Raw genomic sequence first — 16,949 nt, 5'->3', positions numbered from 1 at the left:
ATTCATCATAATAAACATATATTATACTTATATGAAGAGTTCTAGTAATATTAAGTTAAATGGTACTTAGATAAATAATTATACCGGGAGGAGAAAAAAATGATTAAAGGTATTTTTGAAGCGCATTTACCAGTAAAAAAATTAGGAAACTCCATTAAGTTTTATCAAAAATTAGGCTTAAAGTTAGCTTGGAGTGACGAAGAGACTGCCTTCTTTTGGATAGAAGAAGGCAGAAGTTGGTTAGGATTGTGGGAAGGAGAGGAGTACAAGACATCCTATCACCCATCTTTAAAACATATCGCTTTTCGAGTAGCTTATGAAGATTTGAAAAAGTCGATAAGTTGGCTTGAATCCATAGAAGTGGACGCTGTACCTTTTGGAAGCAGAACATCAATTGATCCATTTGTAAGACCATATCAGGGAAATGCTTCTGTTTATTTTGAAGACCCAGATGGAAATAGCTTAGAATTGATGTGTTACATAGAAGTACCTAATGAATTAAAACATATTACGGAAAAGTTGTCACTTGAAGATTGGGAGGAATTAATAGTAAACAGTAATTTTAATAAAGAGGGAAAACCGTAAGAAGTACTCAGTTAAATGATGTGGGCAATAGGAAAAAGGTGATCAATTAATTGATCGCCTTTGTATTCCGGGAAATACAATAGCATGTTCGGAATATTATATTTTTTAAGGTTTAGAGAAAGGACGCTAATGGGGGAGTTTGGTGGAAGAGCGATGTTTAACTTTGTTTTCTAAATTTGGGCAATTCTAATAACAATGAGGCTGGGACATAACTAAAGGTTTAATTCAAAAGACGAACGAAGCACTAAATTAGCTGAGGAAATATACGTAGACTCCTGCGGGAAAAGCAACAAGCGAAGACCCCGCAGGAAGTGCCCTTCTTCCGAGGAGGCTGAGACGTTGCCCGCGGAAAGCGAAGTATATTTCCGGAGCGGTATTTCTCCACTGAGCATCGTTCGGATTTTTCTTTTGATTAAACACTTTGTCCCAACCTCTTAGAATAAAACAGTTTAATAAATTGTGTAGTAATTCTTTTGCATCGATCCTTATATTTTTTTTAAGTCATCATTTAATTTTCGAGCTTGATTTTTGAAGTAAAGATAAAACGCAATCCAAAAGATTATATAGACCACAATGGCGATTAAGATTGTTAGTAAAACACTAATTATATTAAATGGAATCCAACCGATTGAGAGTGCTAAGATGAGGTATAGGACCATGATGGTTAGAAAATGTAATATAGTTTGCTGAGGGAGATTTAATTTTCTGTTTTCGAAATACAATGGACTGACAGTAAAAAACCAGCCGCAAAGAATAGAACCTATAGAGTTTTTCAAGAAAAGTGTTCCATCTATCATAACAAAATCTCCGAAAAGAATATTTAAATTCGTGATTAACACGGCAATAAAGCCTCCGAAAAAAATACCGATGAAACTGCGGATTATAAACGTTTTCATTCTACTTTCCTCCTATTTAATTTTAGAGCTTTTTTAATACCAGGTACATAGTTACGGGAGACATATTCCTTCCTTCCTGATTTGAAGTAAACACAGAGAGTACCATTGAATGATGGTTCAAAACGATTCAAATGATGTAAATTTGCGATCACCGATTTAGAAAAGCGAATAAATTTTTTAGAGGGGAGTTTGTCCTCTAACTCATATAATTTTTCTTTTAAAATAAAAGAATCTGTTTCCGTCACAGCAATTACATGATTTTTTTCAGTATGAAAATACTGGATGTCATCGGGCTTAAGAATATGTTGCATTTCACCGTTCTTTCCAATAAGGAATTGCTGTTCCCGCCCATTAATGAAGTCAATTATTTCTTGGATACTATCATCTAATTCAGGGGCATCAATGGTAATTCTTGTTTCTTTTAGTGCTTTGTCAATATTGAGGGAAAGCTTCAAATTTGAGACACCTACTTTCATAAAAAAGACTGGATGAACTGCATTAAAATTATTTTTGATACTCCTTTCATATACTTTCTAATATAATTTTATGTTAAAAATTCTTTAAAGTCTCCATAATCTAGTAAGTGGTAGAAGAATAAAGGGTAACATGTAGAAAATAGTTGGTGACTTACTTAAAAGGTATCCTTACTCGTTTGCAAGAACAACAATTTGGCGAGGCTAATATAATGGACCATAAAATTTACCTGTGAGAGAAGAACGGTTATCGTCTTATTTAAATCATTAGCATTAACGGAATAAAGGCTATCTAAATCTTATTCGATAAGCTGGGCTCGATGTTTTTCAGTTACCTGATTCAAGCTTGTTTACTTTAATTCTTAATGGGATAGAAAAACCTAAAGGCAAAATAATTGAATGTTTCCAACTATATACCTTAATAAAACCATATAATTAAAAAATGGAATAAGAGAAGAGGGAGGAGATTAAGCGGTGTTTTTTTAAAGAACCCTGTGTTTCTGAGTAAGATGGGGATGTAGGTAAACAAGAAAATCCGAATACAATTCAAAATTCTTATGTTAGAATTCGAGTTGTTTCGGACTTTTCTTTTTTAACTTCCTTAAATTTAAAATATTAGCCTTTAGAACGGAGAGATTAAGTAGTGTTTTGGACTTTTTAGTTTAATGCGAAGGTTTCTCCCTTAACAAGATAAAGAATACTTTCTCCTATATTTGTAATGTGGTCAGCAAACCTTTCAATGTATCGAGCAGTCAATGCCACTTGCATAATATATTGAATTTGATCTGGGTCTGTTGCTGTCTCTCCCAATAGTTCACTTACAATTTTCTTATAGGATTTATCCACCCTGTCATCCATGATCGCAAGTTGTCCCGCGATTACAATGTCATTATTTTCAAATGCAAGAATGGATTTATTCAGCATTTCCAAAGTCAATTTCTCCATGTTTTTAAGTTCTTCAGGAATAGCTGCTGTTTCATTCTTACCTAGGTGAATAGTTGATCTGGCAATGTTTTTAGCGTTGTCAGCCATTCGTTCAATATCGGTTACAATTCTTAGTGCAACGATAATTTCACGAAGATTTGTTGCAACCGGTTGCTGTGTTGCTATCAGCAGTATTGCCTTTTCATTAATTTCCATTTCCAGCTGGTCAATTGCCTTGTCTTTTTCAATGATTAACTTTGCTTTATCGAGCTCCTGATTATGAAAAGCATGCAATGCATCAATTAGCGCTTCCCTTGACATTTCCATTAGGGTAACAATTTTTTTATTTAACTCTACTATTTCCTCATTAAACTGATAGCGCGTTTCCATCTTTTTTCCTCCTGTAAATATATATTATTTGTCTCCTAAAAAAACAAATTAAATTTAAGTTGCTGTTGTTGTAATTTTGTGATCTAAATAGCTTATATTCGTTATCTCTATTATACACTAAACAGCCTAAAATAGCCTGAAATCCTAATATTATTGGATTCCAGGCATGTTTTCCATTCTGATTTATCCTTAATATATATAACACCCTTTATCTTATGTAACTTTAACGAATTAATGTCTGATAGAGCAACTTCTATTTTTTCCCTTAAAAGTATATACCCCCTTATTAGGAATTTGAAACATATAAATGGATTTAGATTTTTTCCTCAGATAATAATAACTCAAATTATACCTAAAGCAACATTAATCGGCGGCTGCGTGAGTAAACATAAGCAACTTATGGTATGAATATAATAAATGACTTTAAAAGCGGTATTTCTAGTTGTTGGTGCTCATTGTTTATAATACCTTTAAAAAGTTGAGAGTATTGAAAAGAGATGTAGTAGGTATTAAATTATCAAACTGGTGCATTAATTCAAGAAGGATTATGATTATTTAACTATAATAGAGAGGTTAAATAAATGGAATAACAATGTGTATATGGTGATTTTCTAACGAGTTTAGAATATAGATTTTATTATATCCTTAGTATTTCCTTATGCACCAAATCCTTGTTGGTTATTTCTTGCTCGTAGCAAATTCAGTATGAAATAATTAATATTAATTGTATTTTTAGTGCAAGTAAAGGTACAATTGACACTTATAAAGTTAATTTATGATAAAAGATAATGAGGTAGAAAAAATGATTGCAAAAACAGAAGAAGATTTTAATGGTTTGAAGGAAATAGGCAAAATTGTTGCCTCCGTAAGAGATGAATTGGTACAAAGGACAATTCCTGGCATAACGACCAAGGAACTTGATGATTTAGCAGGAGAACTTTTAGATAAATCAGGTGCAGTTTCTGCACCAAAAGGGGAATATGATTTTCCTGGCTATACTTGCATAAGTCTTAATAGAGAAGTAGCACATGGTATTCCAAGTCATCGAGTTATCCAAGCAGGGGATTTAGTAAATATAGATGTATCTGCTTCAAAGAACGGTTATTTCGCGGATACAGGAATCTCATTTGTAGTAGGAGAAGGAGAAGAAGTACTATCGAAAATATGCGATGTTGCTAAAAAGGCATTTGACGAAGGTCTTAAGAAAGCTAAACCGGGTTCCAAAAAGAATAGAATTGGAAAAGCGGTATACGAAACAGCGAGACAGAATGGATTCACTGTTATCAAAAACCTTACAGGACATGGTGTGGGACGTAGAATACACGAAGCACCGGACCATATTTGTAATTATTATGATCGATGGGATAATGAGATATTAAAGGAAGGGATGGTTATCGCATTCGAACCATTTATCTCAACCTTTGAAGAAGAAGTTTTCCAAAAAAATGACGGATGGACCTATGCTACAGAAAAAAGCTATGTAGCTCAATTGGAACATACAATTATCCTAACTAAAAATGGCCCAATTATAGTCACTTTATAATTTAAGGATGAATATATAGCGATTTCGCTTATCGAAACGTAAAACAGATAGATTTGTAACACTATAAAAGAATGTAATCTCACCTAAAAGGGAGCTGTTTAGCAGCTCCTTTTATTATTGAGCTAAATCACCTAAAGGGAACTCGTCACTTCTAACTATTACCCGATTAAAGAAAAAAAGAGCTAATAGTAAGATTAACCCTTTTCCATCCTTTACTTAATAATTGTTAAACTTTCTATTTCCTTCAGCATCTCAAAAGCACCTTCTGATTTGTTTGAGCAAACAATGATGGTAAGATCTTGCTCTGGATAATGTACAGAGCGAAAATTAACTCCTGGGTCATAACCCATCTGTATGTATTTCACCACACCATGTTCATTTGTCTGCAAATAACCGCCATAACTGTAAAAGATATCATCTGCCACTTTTTCTTGAGGAGTCAATAGGATGCGAGTCATTTCTTTAGACAATAGTCGGCCATTCATTAACGCTTCCCAAAATGCTCCCATCTCAGTTGCGGTAACATAGGCACCGCCATCAGGTCCACCTTTTGCAGGCAGAGAGAAAATATTGGACTTCCATGTACCATCTGATTTTTTTATATATCCGATTGAAATGTTTCCAGGCAATTCATCCATAGGGAAATACCCAGAGTCATTCATACCAGCCTTTTGAAATATATTTTTTTCGATATAGTCAACGAAATCCATACCACTGATTTGCTCAATAACAAGGCCTAGAATAATATATCCCGTATTATTGTATTTGAAAGGACCGCCGACTTTGCCTTGCATCTTTTTTTGCTGAAACATTGGCAAGAAGTCCTCCGCATTACGAACATGATACATTGGAAGGGTCTCCCAAAGCACTTCAAAATCATCCATTTCTTCTTCGTCGAAATAATCTGGAACACCTGATGTATGTGTTAGTAAATGATGAATGGTGATTCTTTCATCAAAATACGGAAAATTAATATCTAAGCAGTCGATAATTTTCGTATCAAATGTGATTTTTCCTTCGTCCACCAACTGGCAAATAGCAATAGAAGTAAAAATCTTACTTCCAGATGCGATGGAGAAGCGGGTGCTTGATTGATTTACGATTCCCTCCGAATAGATCGCATAGCCAAAGCTCTCTGATAATATGGTCTCACCACTCCTGCGCACGTGAATGCTTCCAGAAAATTGAAGTTGTTGTTGTTTTTTTGCCAAACTATTCCAATTCATTTGTTTATCCATTTTCATTCCTCCTGAATGTATTTTTACAAAATGTTTAAATGAATTTTGAAAAACACATTCATTTAATTCTTCACACCTGATAATGGTTTACTGTAATCTCCTCCTTTATTCTTTTCGAATATAGCATCAAGATTGAAGATTTTCAATAATGCACTAATATTTCTTGTTCTTAAATTCTTAGCTACAATTGTTTACGGACATTCATAATTTTTAGAGAAAACTTGCTCCAGTTTTAGAATTTTTACTTCAGGGAATAAAATTCAGAAACTAGGAGGTTTGAAATGAAAAGAGTTATGAAACTAACAGTGATCGGAATCATTGCTGGAATTATTCTATCAGGGTCTCTCAAAATTATTCAGCTTCTGACTCATAACGATGCATATATATTGTTGTTTAACACTGATTACATTCCGCTAATAAACCAACTGCACAACTGGTCTATTGTCGGAATCATCTTCCACTTTGTTACGTGTATTTCAAGTGTCATTGGATTATTTTATATACTGAGAGCACTGGGAATCGAGTATAGCCTATTAGCCTATATTCTTGTTTATACAGTAGGGAGTGCTATGCTGTTTCCACTAACAGCTCTATCGGAAAAAACTCCAAGCCTGACTGATTTTCCAGCCTTTATCTATTGGACGGCCGGCCATATGGTTTATAGCTTTGCAGTAGGACTATTGGTTAAAAGATGGGTGAGGTAGAAGAGGTGCGGGAATGGTTTTTACGGGGGTTATTAACTTGCATAACTTTACATTGGGCAAATTAGAAGTATTTTATGAAAGCTCAATACCGAATCAGATAATACTATTTTAAAATTAAAATCGTATTTCGTTGAGCGATTATGATATATTTCATTCAACTAAATGGAAAGGGTGCAATAATCCAAGAAGATTAGTGCTAAATTTGGGTAGAAAATAGAGCCCAAAATAGGACTCCTATTTCCTCTTTCATAGTGATCTGTGAATTTTAATCAACATCTCTTGCGTAAAACTGACGATGGAGCCTGTGAACCTGATCAGCTAGTTCCGGAACAGGGCCATCTACTCTGGTATCACGAATAACATCCTGAATGGAAAGATTTCGAACGCGAGATGGAGCAACCTCCAATTCATTCAACCACTGTACCAACTGCTCAGAAGAACTTGCATAAACAATTCGACCTAAACCAACCCAACCGTGAGCAGCAGCGCACATAGGGCAATGTTCGCCAGAGGTATATACTGTTGCTTTGCTTCTTTCTTCAGACGTCATGTTGTTGGCTGCCCATCTCGCTATAGCAAATTCCGGGTGTTGGGTATGGTCTCCGCCCGCCACATGGTTATGATCTTCAAATAGTACTTCTCCATCGGCCGAAACTAATACTGAACCAAATGGTTCATCACCTTTGTCTAAGGCAGTCTTTGCTAATTCAACACAACGTTGCAAGTGTTTCATATCTGTATCACTTACCATAGATGTTCACTCCTCGTCCTATTCTTTTTTTTATCGATATTCCAAAACATGACTGTTGGCGAAAAACCGATCTTATTAAGAGTCAATCAAATTCGTAGGTGTTTTGCAAGTATAAATATCTTATTAGAAAAGAACCACCTGAATACAACGGCCCTTGTCTTTAAGAAGAACATTTGTATAGTGATAATGATCTGAATAACTATAGTTTAAACCTATAACGAACGATAGCTTTTCGGTGTTAGCCTATATTAACTTTTCCCTGTTATATTAATAGTAATCTTCTGCAGAATGGTGAATATAGACGTATAGGCGATTCAAATGGGAAAAGCAATCTATTAACCTTAAACTAATTGAAATATCATTAAAGCATTTGGAGATGTGAGTTATTATGGAGAAATCACACAAATTGATATGGCAACGAATCGGTTTACACGTACAGAGAAGAATCCCGAAAAAACATAATAAGTAATACCATTAGACAACTAAAGGCATTCTATTTAACCGCGAATAAATTCGAGTAAAAAAGAATGTTTTTTATTTTAATCGATTTGGATTTTTAAATATTCTAAATGTTATAAGGGAAGTGAAAAAATGGATCTTCTAGCTGCAATGAAAGAACGTATTCTGATTGGTGATGGAGCGATTGGAACTTTGCTTTATTCCTACGGGGTAGATCGTAGTTTTGAAGAATTGAACCTGACACACCAGGAACAAATTGTTAACGTACATCAAGCCTATATAAAAGCCGGTGCTGATCTGATTCAAACAAATACTTATGCTGCAAATTATCTCAAGCTGTCCCGATACGGATTGGAAGATCAGGTCAAAAAGATTAATACAGCGGCCGTTCGTCATGCTACACAGGCAGCTGGTGATCAGGCATATGTTCTCGGAACAATAGGTGGAATTCATGGTACACAATCATTTGCCTCAAAAGAGGAGATCAAGCGTAGCTTCCGGGAACAATTGTACTGCCTGCTTACCGAAAAAGTAGATGGACTGATTCTTGAAACCTATTATGATCTCGATGAACTGACAACTGTTTTGGAGATTGCCAGGGAAGAAACAGACTTGCCGATTATAACGAATGTTGCCATGCATGAGCCAGGTGTCTTGGAAAATGGAATTCGATTACCGGACGCACTAAAGCATTTAGAGAATTCCGGTGCGGATATTGTCGGTATTAACTGCAGGCTTGGGCCTTATCATATGGTCAAATCGCTTGAAGATGTACCTTTGTCGAATAAATCCTATCTTGCAGCTTATCCCAATGCGAGTTTACCTGCATATCACAATGGAAAACTTATCTATGAAAACGAGCCAGATTATTTTAAGAGTTGTGCGAAGGATTTTCGCAATGAAGGGGTAAGACTGATAGGCGGCTGCTGTGGAACAACACCTGAGCATATCCGCGCGTTGGCAGAGGGGTTAAAGAACTTAACCCCAATAAAGGAAAAACAAATCCATATGGAATCGACACCGATTCAGTTAAAGGAGAAACAGGTACAAACAAAGACACCTTTACCGGAAATCGCTAAAAAACAACACTCGGTAATTGTTGAGTTTGATGCACCAAAGCATTTAGATACAACTGAATTTATGGAAGGGGTAAAAGCATTAAATGAAGCTGGGATTGATGCGATTACACTAGCAGACAATTCACTGGCATCGCCAAGAATAAGCAACATGGCCATTGCAGCGAAAATCAAACAGGAAATCGGCATTCGGCCACTTGTTCATGTCACATGCCGGGACCGAAATCTGATTGGCCTGCAATCCCATCTAATGGGGCTTTCGACATTAGGAATCCATGACATTCTGGCCATCACTGGTGATCCAACCAAAATAGGGGATTTTCCTGGAGCCACCTCAGTATTTGATGTGATTTCCTTTGACCTCATTAAATTGATCAAACAGGCCAATAATGGTATGTCTTTTTCAGGAAAATCCTTAAGAAAGCCGACATCTTTCCACGTTGCTGCTGCCTTTAACCCGAATGTTGCCAAGCTTGATAAAGCAGTGGAACGGATGGAGAAAAAAATAACTTTTGGTGCAGATTATTTTCTGACACAGCCTATTTACAGCCCCGATAAAATGATTGAATTAAGCAAAGCAACCAGGCATATTGATAAACCCATTTATATAGGAATTATGCCGCTTATGTCCGCGAGAAATGCAGAATTTCTTCATAATGAAGTACCTGGAATTAAGTTGACCGATGAGACCAGAGCAAGAATGAGAGCTGTTTCAGCTAATAAACAGCAGTCGGTTGAAGAAGGCATTGCCATTGCAAAGGAGCTAATCAATACAGCGATGGAATACTTTCATGGCATTTATTTAATCACACCTTTTACAAGATATGATATCACCGTCAGGCTGGTGGACTATATCAATGAAAAAGTACAATCTGTCACTGGGAAGCAAACACTTAGGGCTATTCATCATCATTAATCTGAATATTTTTAGGAGGAGAAAACAAATGACAAACGTAATCAGTTCTAATTTAGGATATCCAAGAATCGGAGAAAACAGGGAATGGAAGCGCGCGCTGGAAAGCTTTTGGAAACAGGAAATGACAGAACAGGAATTATTGGAAAAAACAGGTGAATTGCGATTGAATAACCTGCAAAAACAAAAAGAGTTGGGTCTCGAACTCATCCCTGTAGGAGATGTTTCCCTGTATGATCATGTGCTTGATACATCGGTTATGTTTGGAGTAATACCTGAGCGTTTTCCTTATAATGGAGGCAAGGTTAATCTCGACACCTATTTCGCCATTGCCCGTGGTACAAAGGATGCGGTTGCGTCGGAAATGACGAAATGGTTTAATACAAATTATCATTACATTGTACCGGAACTGGAAAATGCAAAACCGGAAATAACAGAAAATCGGCCGCTGGCATTTTATAAAGAAGCAAAAGAGAAATTGGGGATTGATGGCAAGCCGGTCATTTTGGGCCCAATCACCTTCCTAAAGCTGTCAAAAGGCTACGAGGAAAAAGATTTTTCGAAACTTTTACAAGCATTTGTTCCGTTATATATTCAAATATTAAAAGAACTAGAAGCTGCTGGTGCAACCTGGATACAAATCGATGAGCCGATTTTCGGAACGAATCTTTCCGAAGAAGTAATTGCCGAGGCAAGACAAGTGTACGAACGGTTCAATAAAGAAGCACCGAAATTAAAGCTTATTTTGCAAACCTATTTTGAACATATTGTTCATTATAAATCAATTGTTGATTTTCCTGTGGCGGCAATTGGAATGGATTTCGTGCATGGAGATTCACTTGAATTAATAAAAGCGCATGGATTCCCTGAAGATAAAGTGCTTGCAGCAGGAATTGTGAATGGCCGAAATGTTTGGGTTTCGAAATTGGAAGAGAAGCTCACACAGCTGGAAGCGATTAGAGAATATGTGAAAAGTGGGACACTGATTGTTCAGCCATCCGCTTCCCTCCTTCACGTGCCAGTAACAGTTAAATCCGAGAAAAATCTGGATCCGGCAATTAAGAATGGCTTAGCTTTTGCCGATGAAAAAATTATAGAAATTGTAACACTAGCAAAAGGTCTGGAAGAGGGTAAACAATGTATCAGCAGGGAATTAAAGGAAAACAGACAACAATTGGAACAATTTAATCGTTCAACAGATCGGATTAATGAACAGGTACGAAAAGAACTGGAACAGGTCGATACAACCGATACGAAACGTTCTCAACCTTTCGCTGAACGGATTCAAAAGCAGCAGGATCAATTAAAACTGCCATTTTTCCCGACGACAACGATTGGGAGTCTGCCACAAACAAAAGAAGTAAGGCAAACTAGAACACAATGGCGTAAAGGTGAAATTACCCAAGCTCAATATGATCAGTTTATTAAAGACAACATTAAGATGTGGATCGCTATCCAAGAAGACATTGGGTTGGATGTGCTCGTCCATGGGGAATTTGAACGGACAGATATGGTGGAATACTTTGGTGAAAAACTGAATGGATTCGACGTTACAACATCTGGATGGGTTCAATCCTATGGTTCCCGCTGCGTGAAGCCGCCGCTGGTTTTTGGTGATGTTTCCTTTAGGCAACCCATGACAGTGAAGGAAAGTGTTTATGCACAGTCTTTAACCGATAAACCAGTAAAAGGAATGCTAACAGGGCCTGTAACGATTTTAAATTGGTCCTTCGTTCATGATGATGTGCCAAGGTATACCGTACAAAATCAGATTGCTCTAGCCCTTCGTAAAGAAGTGGAGCTACTTGAGCAAAATGGGATCCAAGTTATTCAAGTGGATGAACCTGCGTTAAGAGAAGGACTTCCCCTTGACAAAGAGAAATGGCAGTCCTATTTGGAGGCAGCCGTCTATGCATTCCGCTTGGCAACATCGATTGTACAGGATCAGACGCAAATTCATACACATATGTGCTATTCTGAATTTAATGATATATTCGATGCGATCGATGCCCTAGATGCGGATGTCATTTCCATTGAAACATCAAGAAGCCACGGAGAAATTATTTCCATATTCGAAGAGAACACGTATGAAAAAGAAATTGGGCTGGGGGTCTATGATATTCACAGTCCTCGCATTCCAAGTAAAGATGAAATCAAACAAAATATTACCAATCAGCTTAAAGCAATTTCACCTACTAAATTCTGGATCAATCCGGACTGTGGTCTAAAAACAAGAAATGAAACAGAGACTATCGGTGCTTTAAAAGCGATGATTGAAGCAGTTAAGGAAATACGTAAAGAAGAGCTAGCAGTAAGTAAAAGATGAATTTTGGCACGGATCCCTCTAAAAATAATGCTTGAAATAGGAAGGGAAACCAAGAAAGTAAGAAAGGGCCTTTTGTTACTTTAAATTTTATTGGAAAGATTTGAGGAGGTCTCCTTTGTTTCTAAAAGCAAAATCGCGAAACAAACGGGTAGTTTAATACAGTATTGAGATCGTCAAAATGGCGATCTTTTTTCTGCTTATGGGGCAACTTAGTTCAATAAGTGTGTAATACAGTGACATACAACTACAAATTAAGATAAGATTTTGAAAGGGGAGTTTAATTTAAATAAACCAGAGGTGATTTTAGATCTCTTCTCTATCTATTAACGATAAAAATTACCACAGCTCCTAAGAAAGATGTAGCAGAATGGACGACGGCAGGGATTGACAGAGAAGCTAATGAAATAACACATCAATTATATGATGAGTTGAATTGTGATGGTTTATTATCTGGTTTTGTGAAAAATTTAAAGAAGAAAAACCAATAAAACAATCCTAGGAATATCATTCTTAGGGGGAAGAAATCCCCCGATAACTTATACTTTATTGTAAAAAATATTCTCATTGCTGAGCCACAACTTTCTTTTCCCTCTCTGGTTTTATAGCCCAAAAGGCTAAAAGAGCAGCAAACATACTAAAGGAAGCAAAAATAAGGTAAATATACTTAATGTTATTTTCTAGTAACAAAGCAGTAACAAAAGGTCCAGCTGCTACACCTAAAAAGCGCATGCTGCTGTAAAGAGAAGTGATTGTTCCCCTTTCTTCTTTTGAAATTCCAGCTGTTATTAAGGTATCAAGACAAGGCAGGGAAAGACCAATACCTATGCCCGTTATAGTTAGTAAAAGTATCATTAAGAAAAGTCCCATATTATTATTAATAAAAGCTAGTGCCACAGCTCCTCCTAAGTTACTTATTAAGATAACGGTACGCATGACAATTTTATTTCCGCCAATTTTCTTGCCGCAAAAATAAGAGGCCGTACAGAGAAAAAGCAGCGGAATAGCGAGTACAACTCCTTTAAGAATACCAGTTATATCATATTTATCTTCTAGGAGAGAGGATAAATGGAATAAGAAGCTAAAAAGAATAAACATATTTAGACAGCCGATAATAAACACAGCCATCAGCCAACGGCCATTATGATGAAAAGTTTCCTTAATTTCCTCTATAAAATTCCGAAAGCTTTTTTTCTTTCCTTCTTCGTTTTTATTAGGTACTTTCACGAATTTAGCAATCAGAAGAAGGGATATGACAGAAAGCACTGGTACGGAGGCAAAAGGTAGATACCAGATTGACGCTGCAAGAACGGCTCCAAAGATAGGACTTAAAACTTTTCCAAATGTATTTGATGTTTCAATAATCCCTAAGCTGTTACTCATCTCCTTTTCATCTTCAAACATATCACCGACAGTAGGTATAACAACTGGAAACGCTCCTGCTGCTCCTGCCCCTTGCAAAAACCTGCCAACCAGAATAAGAATATATGGATCTTCAACCATCCAAGCAGCCAACGTAGATACAATACCGCCAATCGCAGAAATAATTAAACTAGGGATAATCACTTTCTTTCTACCAATCCTGTCAGATAAATAACCGGCTAGTGGGATAAGTAATATTGCAATTATCGAGTACACAGTGATAATTAAACTTGATTGGAAAGAAGAAATGCCAATTTCCTTTTCAATAATTGGTAAAACTGGTATGAACATGGAATTTCCCAGTGTCATGGCTAATGGTATAGATGACAGAGCAAATAAGTCCCATTTCTTTTTATTCATTATCTTCCTCCGCTGACAAGAATATTTTCCACCATTGAATTCTAGAATTCTTGGTAGTAATTTCCCCTTTTATATGGTAAATATACAGAAACTAAAACAGTGTAGAGTATTGTCTTAAAATTAGCAATAAATACGAAGTCAGATTGTTTTGGAATAATTCAAAGTAATAATGACTAGAGTTGAACAGTTAAGTTTTCACAATAGAGGCAGAAGCAGGAAATCTATAGATAGGCATTGAATCTCTTTAAAACTGAAAAAATTGGGGTGTTGTTTGTGGAAAAAGGAAGGATTATAGTTCTAAATGGTGTATCAAGTTCAGGAAAATCAACTTTAGGAGATAATAAAATTACTTCCTGAATTTTTTGTTTTTAGCATAGATGATTATGATTTAGTCATAGAAAAGATGGAAGATAGAGAAAATCAACGGCTAATCCCTCTAGAAACAGAATATTTTTATTATAAAAATGTAGCAATGTTCTCAGATCAAGGCATTAACTTAATACTAGATCAAATTCTTCATGACCCTTTAACATTAAGAAAATTTTATGGAACTCTGAACTCTTATCCAATTCTTCTTGTGGGAGTTCATTGTCCCGTCGAGGAGCTTAAACGTAGAGAACAGGTCAGAGGGGATCGCAGAATCGGTCAAGCAGTTTCTCAGCTTAGTTTTGTGCATCAGAGAGAAATTTACGATGTGGAGGTTAATACATACACCAATTCTTTGATGGAATGTGCCAAAAAAATAGTCAGTCGATTGAAAGATAGTGCAACATTATCTGGATTTAATAATTCACTTAAGGAATACGAATCTTCGATGAATAGATGAAAGAAGATGTGTAGAAGGAATTTTTATAATAGTGATAGGTGAAGAAGATTTTTGCCTATCTTGGTAATTTTATAAAGTATATGGAAAGACTTATAATGGAAAGAAAGATTTAACGAGAATGGAAGCAAACTTATTGGGGATACAATCTTATGTTTATTATTTTCGGTTTGCTAGTTGTAATTATTGGAAGTTGAGTTATAGAGGGAAGTTAAAAAGTGACTTATATTTTTTGAGAAGGTCATAAAATTATTTAGAATAATATGATACTATAATCAGGTATTGAGAAATTAAGGATAATTTAAAAGTGTAATTCTAAGAGTGAGGGAGATAATGTTGTTTCAAAATGGTCGTCTAAAAGTTCGTAAATTAGAAGATAAAGATAAGTATCTGTTAACGAAATGGCTTTCTGACCCACGAGTTCTTGAATTTTATGAAGGAAGGGACAAGCCCTTTGATTTCGATATGGTTCAAAAAGTCTTTTATGCTTCTGAAGATGATGTGGGCAAATGTATGGTGGAATTTAATGGGGAAAAGATCGGATATATTCAATTCTATAAATTAGATAATAAAACGAAAGAAGATTATGGATATGTTACAGAAAATATTTATGGAATAGACCAATTTATTGGCGAAGTAGATTATTGGAATAGAGGTATTGGAACATTACTTGTTTCATCAATGGTTGATTTTTTAACTTCAGAAAAGAATGCGGATAGAGTAGTAATGGATCCTCAAGTAAGAAATATAAGGGCTATTCGTTGCTATGAGAAATGTTGTTTTAAAAAGGTAAAGTTACTTCCTAAAAAAGAGTTACATGAAGGAGTGTATGAGGACTGTTGGTTAATTGAATACCATAGATAACAAAAATGATATTTTAACGGACAAGTTAAATTATTAATGGGCCAGTTGAGTTTAATAAGTGGAGGATTGAAGGATGGAATTTGAACTAACTTTAAAAAATAAAAGAGTAAGAGTATGGTTATGGCTTATGATTCCAGCCTTTATATTTACTTTAATCTTGTTTATCTATTTACCTGAAAAATTCAGTATTGCCCCTGTTTTGCCAATAATTATTGGTTATTTTACTTATATATGTTGGGTATTTATGTTGAAGAAAAACAGAATTAATTTGTTGAAGTAACGTGTGCCACGCTTCAATATAGAAATTTAAATTTTAAAGTATCGTACTAATTTGTGAAACAAGGAAAAATGACCTCTCTGTTATATATCAGAGATAGAATTTCACTAAAGAAAAGAACATTTGAAAAGTGGGAGAATGGTGGATACATTAATACAAGAAATAGTACGCTGGATTTATAAATCTAATATGAAGCTGATTATTGGGGTCTCTGGTCATGGGGCCGCTGGAAAGACGACTTTTGCACATATGCTAATGGAAGAGTTGAAATGCGGTATAAACTATCTTAATACGGACCCATATATCTTGAGTTCTACTGTGCGAAAATCTACATTTATTGACTACACACATAAAGGAGAATTACATCATTATAAAATGACAGCATGCCACCCAGCAGCACATCATTTACCCTCCTTAGAAAGAGATATACTTATGCTTAGAGAAGGGATGAATTTACGTACGATTGATGCACATTATTTAGAAAGTGAAATTCTCTCTTCGCAAAATAAATTAACCATTGTAGAGGGTATGAGTGTTGCTTTTATTAGTCCTGAGTTATTTGATCTTCTAATTTATTTTTATACAGATGGTGCTACGGAACTTGTGAGACGAGTTGGGCGGGATATCGAGGAAAGAGGAGCGAATTTCGATTATTTAAAGCAATCTCACCATGAACGGCGTATTCAGTATGAGGTATTTATGCATCCATACAGTAAGAATTTCGACGTTGTTATTAAAAGTACTCAGGAAAAAATCTATATTGAAGAGAATACTTTTGATTTTAGTAAAGTTCTTTAAAAGATGGATAGCTTTTGGTCACAAGTTTCTTGTGAGAATAAATAGCATTTTTAACACCGTACATTAGAATCCTCTCATGCCATTATAATTATTTCTACCTTTGTACAATTAGGTGTATCTCTGGATATAA

At 35.6% G+C, this 16,949-nt stretch carries 15 protein-coding genes; 9 read left to right on the top strand and 6 right to left on the bottom strand.

What is annotated here, in order from left to right:
* Window positions 1-99: 99 nt before the first annotated feature.
* Window positions 100-585 (top strand): VOC family protein, encoded by a 486-nt coding sequence (locus D8M04_RS03680; RefSeq protein WP_121521504.1) that lies wholly within the window; start codon window positions 100-102, stop codon window positions 583-585.
* Between the two features lie 485 nt (window positions 586-1,070).
* Here the strand turns inward: D8M04_RS03680 and D8M04_RS03675 are convergent, their stop codons facing one another.
* The 3 genes from D8M04_RS03675 to phoU form a co-directional block, all read right to left on the bottom strand.
* Window positions 1,071-1,481 carry a DUF3021 domain-containing protein gene (locus D8M04_RS03675; RefSeq protein WP_121521502.1) on the bottom strand — a complete coding sequence of 137 codons (411 nt, stop codon included), beginning with the start codon at window positions 1,479-1,481 and terminating at the stop codon, window positions 1,071-1,073.
* Window positions 1,478-1,936, bottom strand: coding sequence for a LytTR family DNA-binding domain-containing protein (locus tag D8M04_RS03670; protein WP_121521500.1), 459 nt, complete (start codon window positions 1,934-1,936; stop codon window positions 1,478-1,480). Before D8M04_RS03670 ends, D8M04_RS03675 begins: the two co-directional genes overlap by 4 nt.
* Before the next feature lie 675 nt (window positions 1,937-2,611).
* Entirely contained in the window at window positions 2,612-3,268 is a 657-nt protein-coding gene (phoU, locus tag D8M04_RS03665; RefSeq protein ID WP_121521498.1) for a phosphate signaling complex protein PhoU, read from the bottom strand.
* Window positions 3,269-4,070: 802 nt separating this feature from the next.
* On the opposite strand from phoU, the gene map reads away from it, so the two are divergent.
* Window positions 4,071-4,811 (top strand): type I methionyl aminopeptidase, encoded by a 741-nt coding sequence (map, locus tag D8M04_RS03660; RefSeq protein ID WP_121521496.1) that lies wholly within the window; start codon window positions 4,071-4,073, stop codon window positions 4,809-4,811.
* 212 nt (window positions 4,812-5,023) lie between these two features.
* Here map and D8M04_RS03655 read toward each other — a convergent pair whose 3' ends face one another.
* Window positions 5,024-6,049: a serine hydrolase domain-containing protein gene (locus tag D8M04_RS03655; RefSeq protein WP_121521494.1), complete on the bottom strand. Its 1,026-nt coding sequence runs from the start codon at window positions 6,047-6,049 to the stop codon at window positions 5,024-5,026.
* A gap of 281 nt (window positions 6,050-6,330) precedes the next feature.
* Between D8M04_RS03655 and D8M04_RS03650 the strand changes: the two genes are divergently transcribed.
* Window positions 6,331-6,753 carry a hypothetical protein gene (locus D8M04_RS03650; protein ID WP_121521492.1) on the top strand — a complete coding sequence of 141 codons (423 nt, stop codon included), beginning with the start codon at window positions 6,331-6,333 and terminating at the stop codon, window positions 6,751-6,753.
* Window positions 6,754-7,018: 265 nt separating this feature from the next.
* Here the strand turns inward: D8M04_RS03650 and D8M04_RS03645 are convergent, their stop codons facing one another.
* Window positions 7,019-7,504, bottom strand: coding sequence for a nucleoside deaminase (locus D8M04_RS03645; RefSeq protein ID WP_121521489.1), 486 nt, complete (start codon window positions 7,502-7,504; stop codon window positions 7,019-7,021).
* Between the two features lie 591 nt (window positions 7,505-8,095).
* Between D8M04_RS03645 and D8M04_RS03640 the strand changes: the two genes are divergently transcribed.
* Together D8M04_RS03640 and metE are read left to right on the top strand one after the other, a co-directional pair.
* Window positions 8,096-9,955: a bifunctional homocysteine S-methyltransferase/methylenetetrahydrofolate reductase gene (locus tag D8M04_RS03640; protein ID WP_121521486.1), complete on the top strand. Its 1,860-nt coding sequence runs from the start codon at window positions 8,096-8,098 to the stop codon at window positions 9,953-9,955.
* A gap of 28 nt (window positions 9,956-9,983) precedes the next feature.
* On the top strand, window positions 9,984-12,278 hold the full coding sequence (gene metE / locus D8M04_RS03635) for a 5-methyltetrahydropteroyltriglutamate--homocysteine S-methyltransferase (RefSeq protein ID WP_121521484.1): 2,295 nt from the start codon (window positions 9,984-9,986) through the stop codon (window positions 12,276-12,278).
* A gap of 561 nt (window positions 12,279-12,839) precedes the next feature.
* On the opposite strand, the gene D8M04_RS03630 is transcribed toward metE, so the two are convergent.
* Window positions 12,840-14,057: an MFS transporter gene (locus D8M04_RS03630; protein ID WP_121521482.1), complete on the bottom strand. Its 1,218-nt coding sequence runs from the start codon at window positions 14,055-14,057 to the stop codon at window positions 12,840-12,842.
* 403 nt (window positions 14,058-14,460) lie between these two features.
* Here D8M04_RS03630 and D8M04_RS03625 point away from each other — a divergent pair, with 403 nt between their 5' ends.
* The 4 genes from D8M04_RS03625 to D8M04_RS03610 all read left to right on the top strand — a co-directional run bounded on the left by D8M04_RS03625 (window position 14,461) and on the right by D8M04_RS03610 (window position 16,819).
* Window positions 14,461-14,883 (top strand): phosphotransferase-like protein, encoded by a 423-nt coding sequence (locus tag D8M04_RS03625; protein ID WP_121521480.1) that lies wholly within the window; start codon window positions 14,461-14,463, stop codon window positions 14,881-14,883.
* A gap of 330 nt (window positions 14,884-15,213) precedes the next feature.
* A complete protein-coding gene (locus tag D8M04_RS03620; protein ID WP_121521478.1) occupies window positions 15,214-15,744 on the top strand; it encodes a GNAT family N-acetyltransferase in 531 nt (176 codons plus the stop codon).
* Window positions 15,745-15,817: 73 nt separating this feature from the next.
* Window positions 15,818-16,024 (top strand): hypothetical protein, encoded by a 207-nt coding sequence (locus tag D8M04_RS03615; protein ID WP_121521476.1) that lies wholly within the window; start codon window positions 15,818-15,820, stop codon window positions 16,022-16,024.
* Between the two features lie 138 nt (window positions 16,025-16,162).
* Window positions 16,163-16,819 carry a uridine kinase family protein gene (locus tag D8M04_RS03610; protein ID WP_121521698.1) on the top strand — a complete coding sequence of 219 codons (657 nt, stop codon included), beginning with the start codon at window positions 16,163-16,165 and terminating at the stop codon, window positions 16,817-16,819.
* Window positions 16,820-16,949: the final 130 nt, after the last annotated feature.

This window comes from Oceanobacillus piezotolerans (assembly GCF_003665065.1).
Taxonomy (GTDB): domain Bacteria; phylum Bacillota; class Bacilli; order Bacillales; family Amphibacillaceae; genus Oceanobacillus; species Oceanobacillus piezotolerans.
The sequence above is the reverse complement of the archived record's forward strand: the minus strand, read 5'-3'. Positions and strand labels throughout refer to the sequence as shown.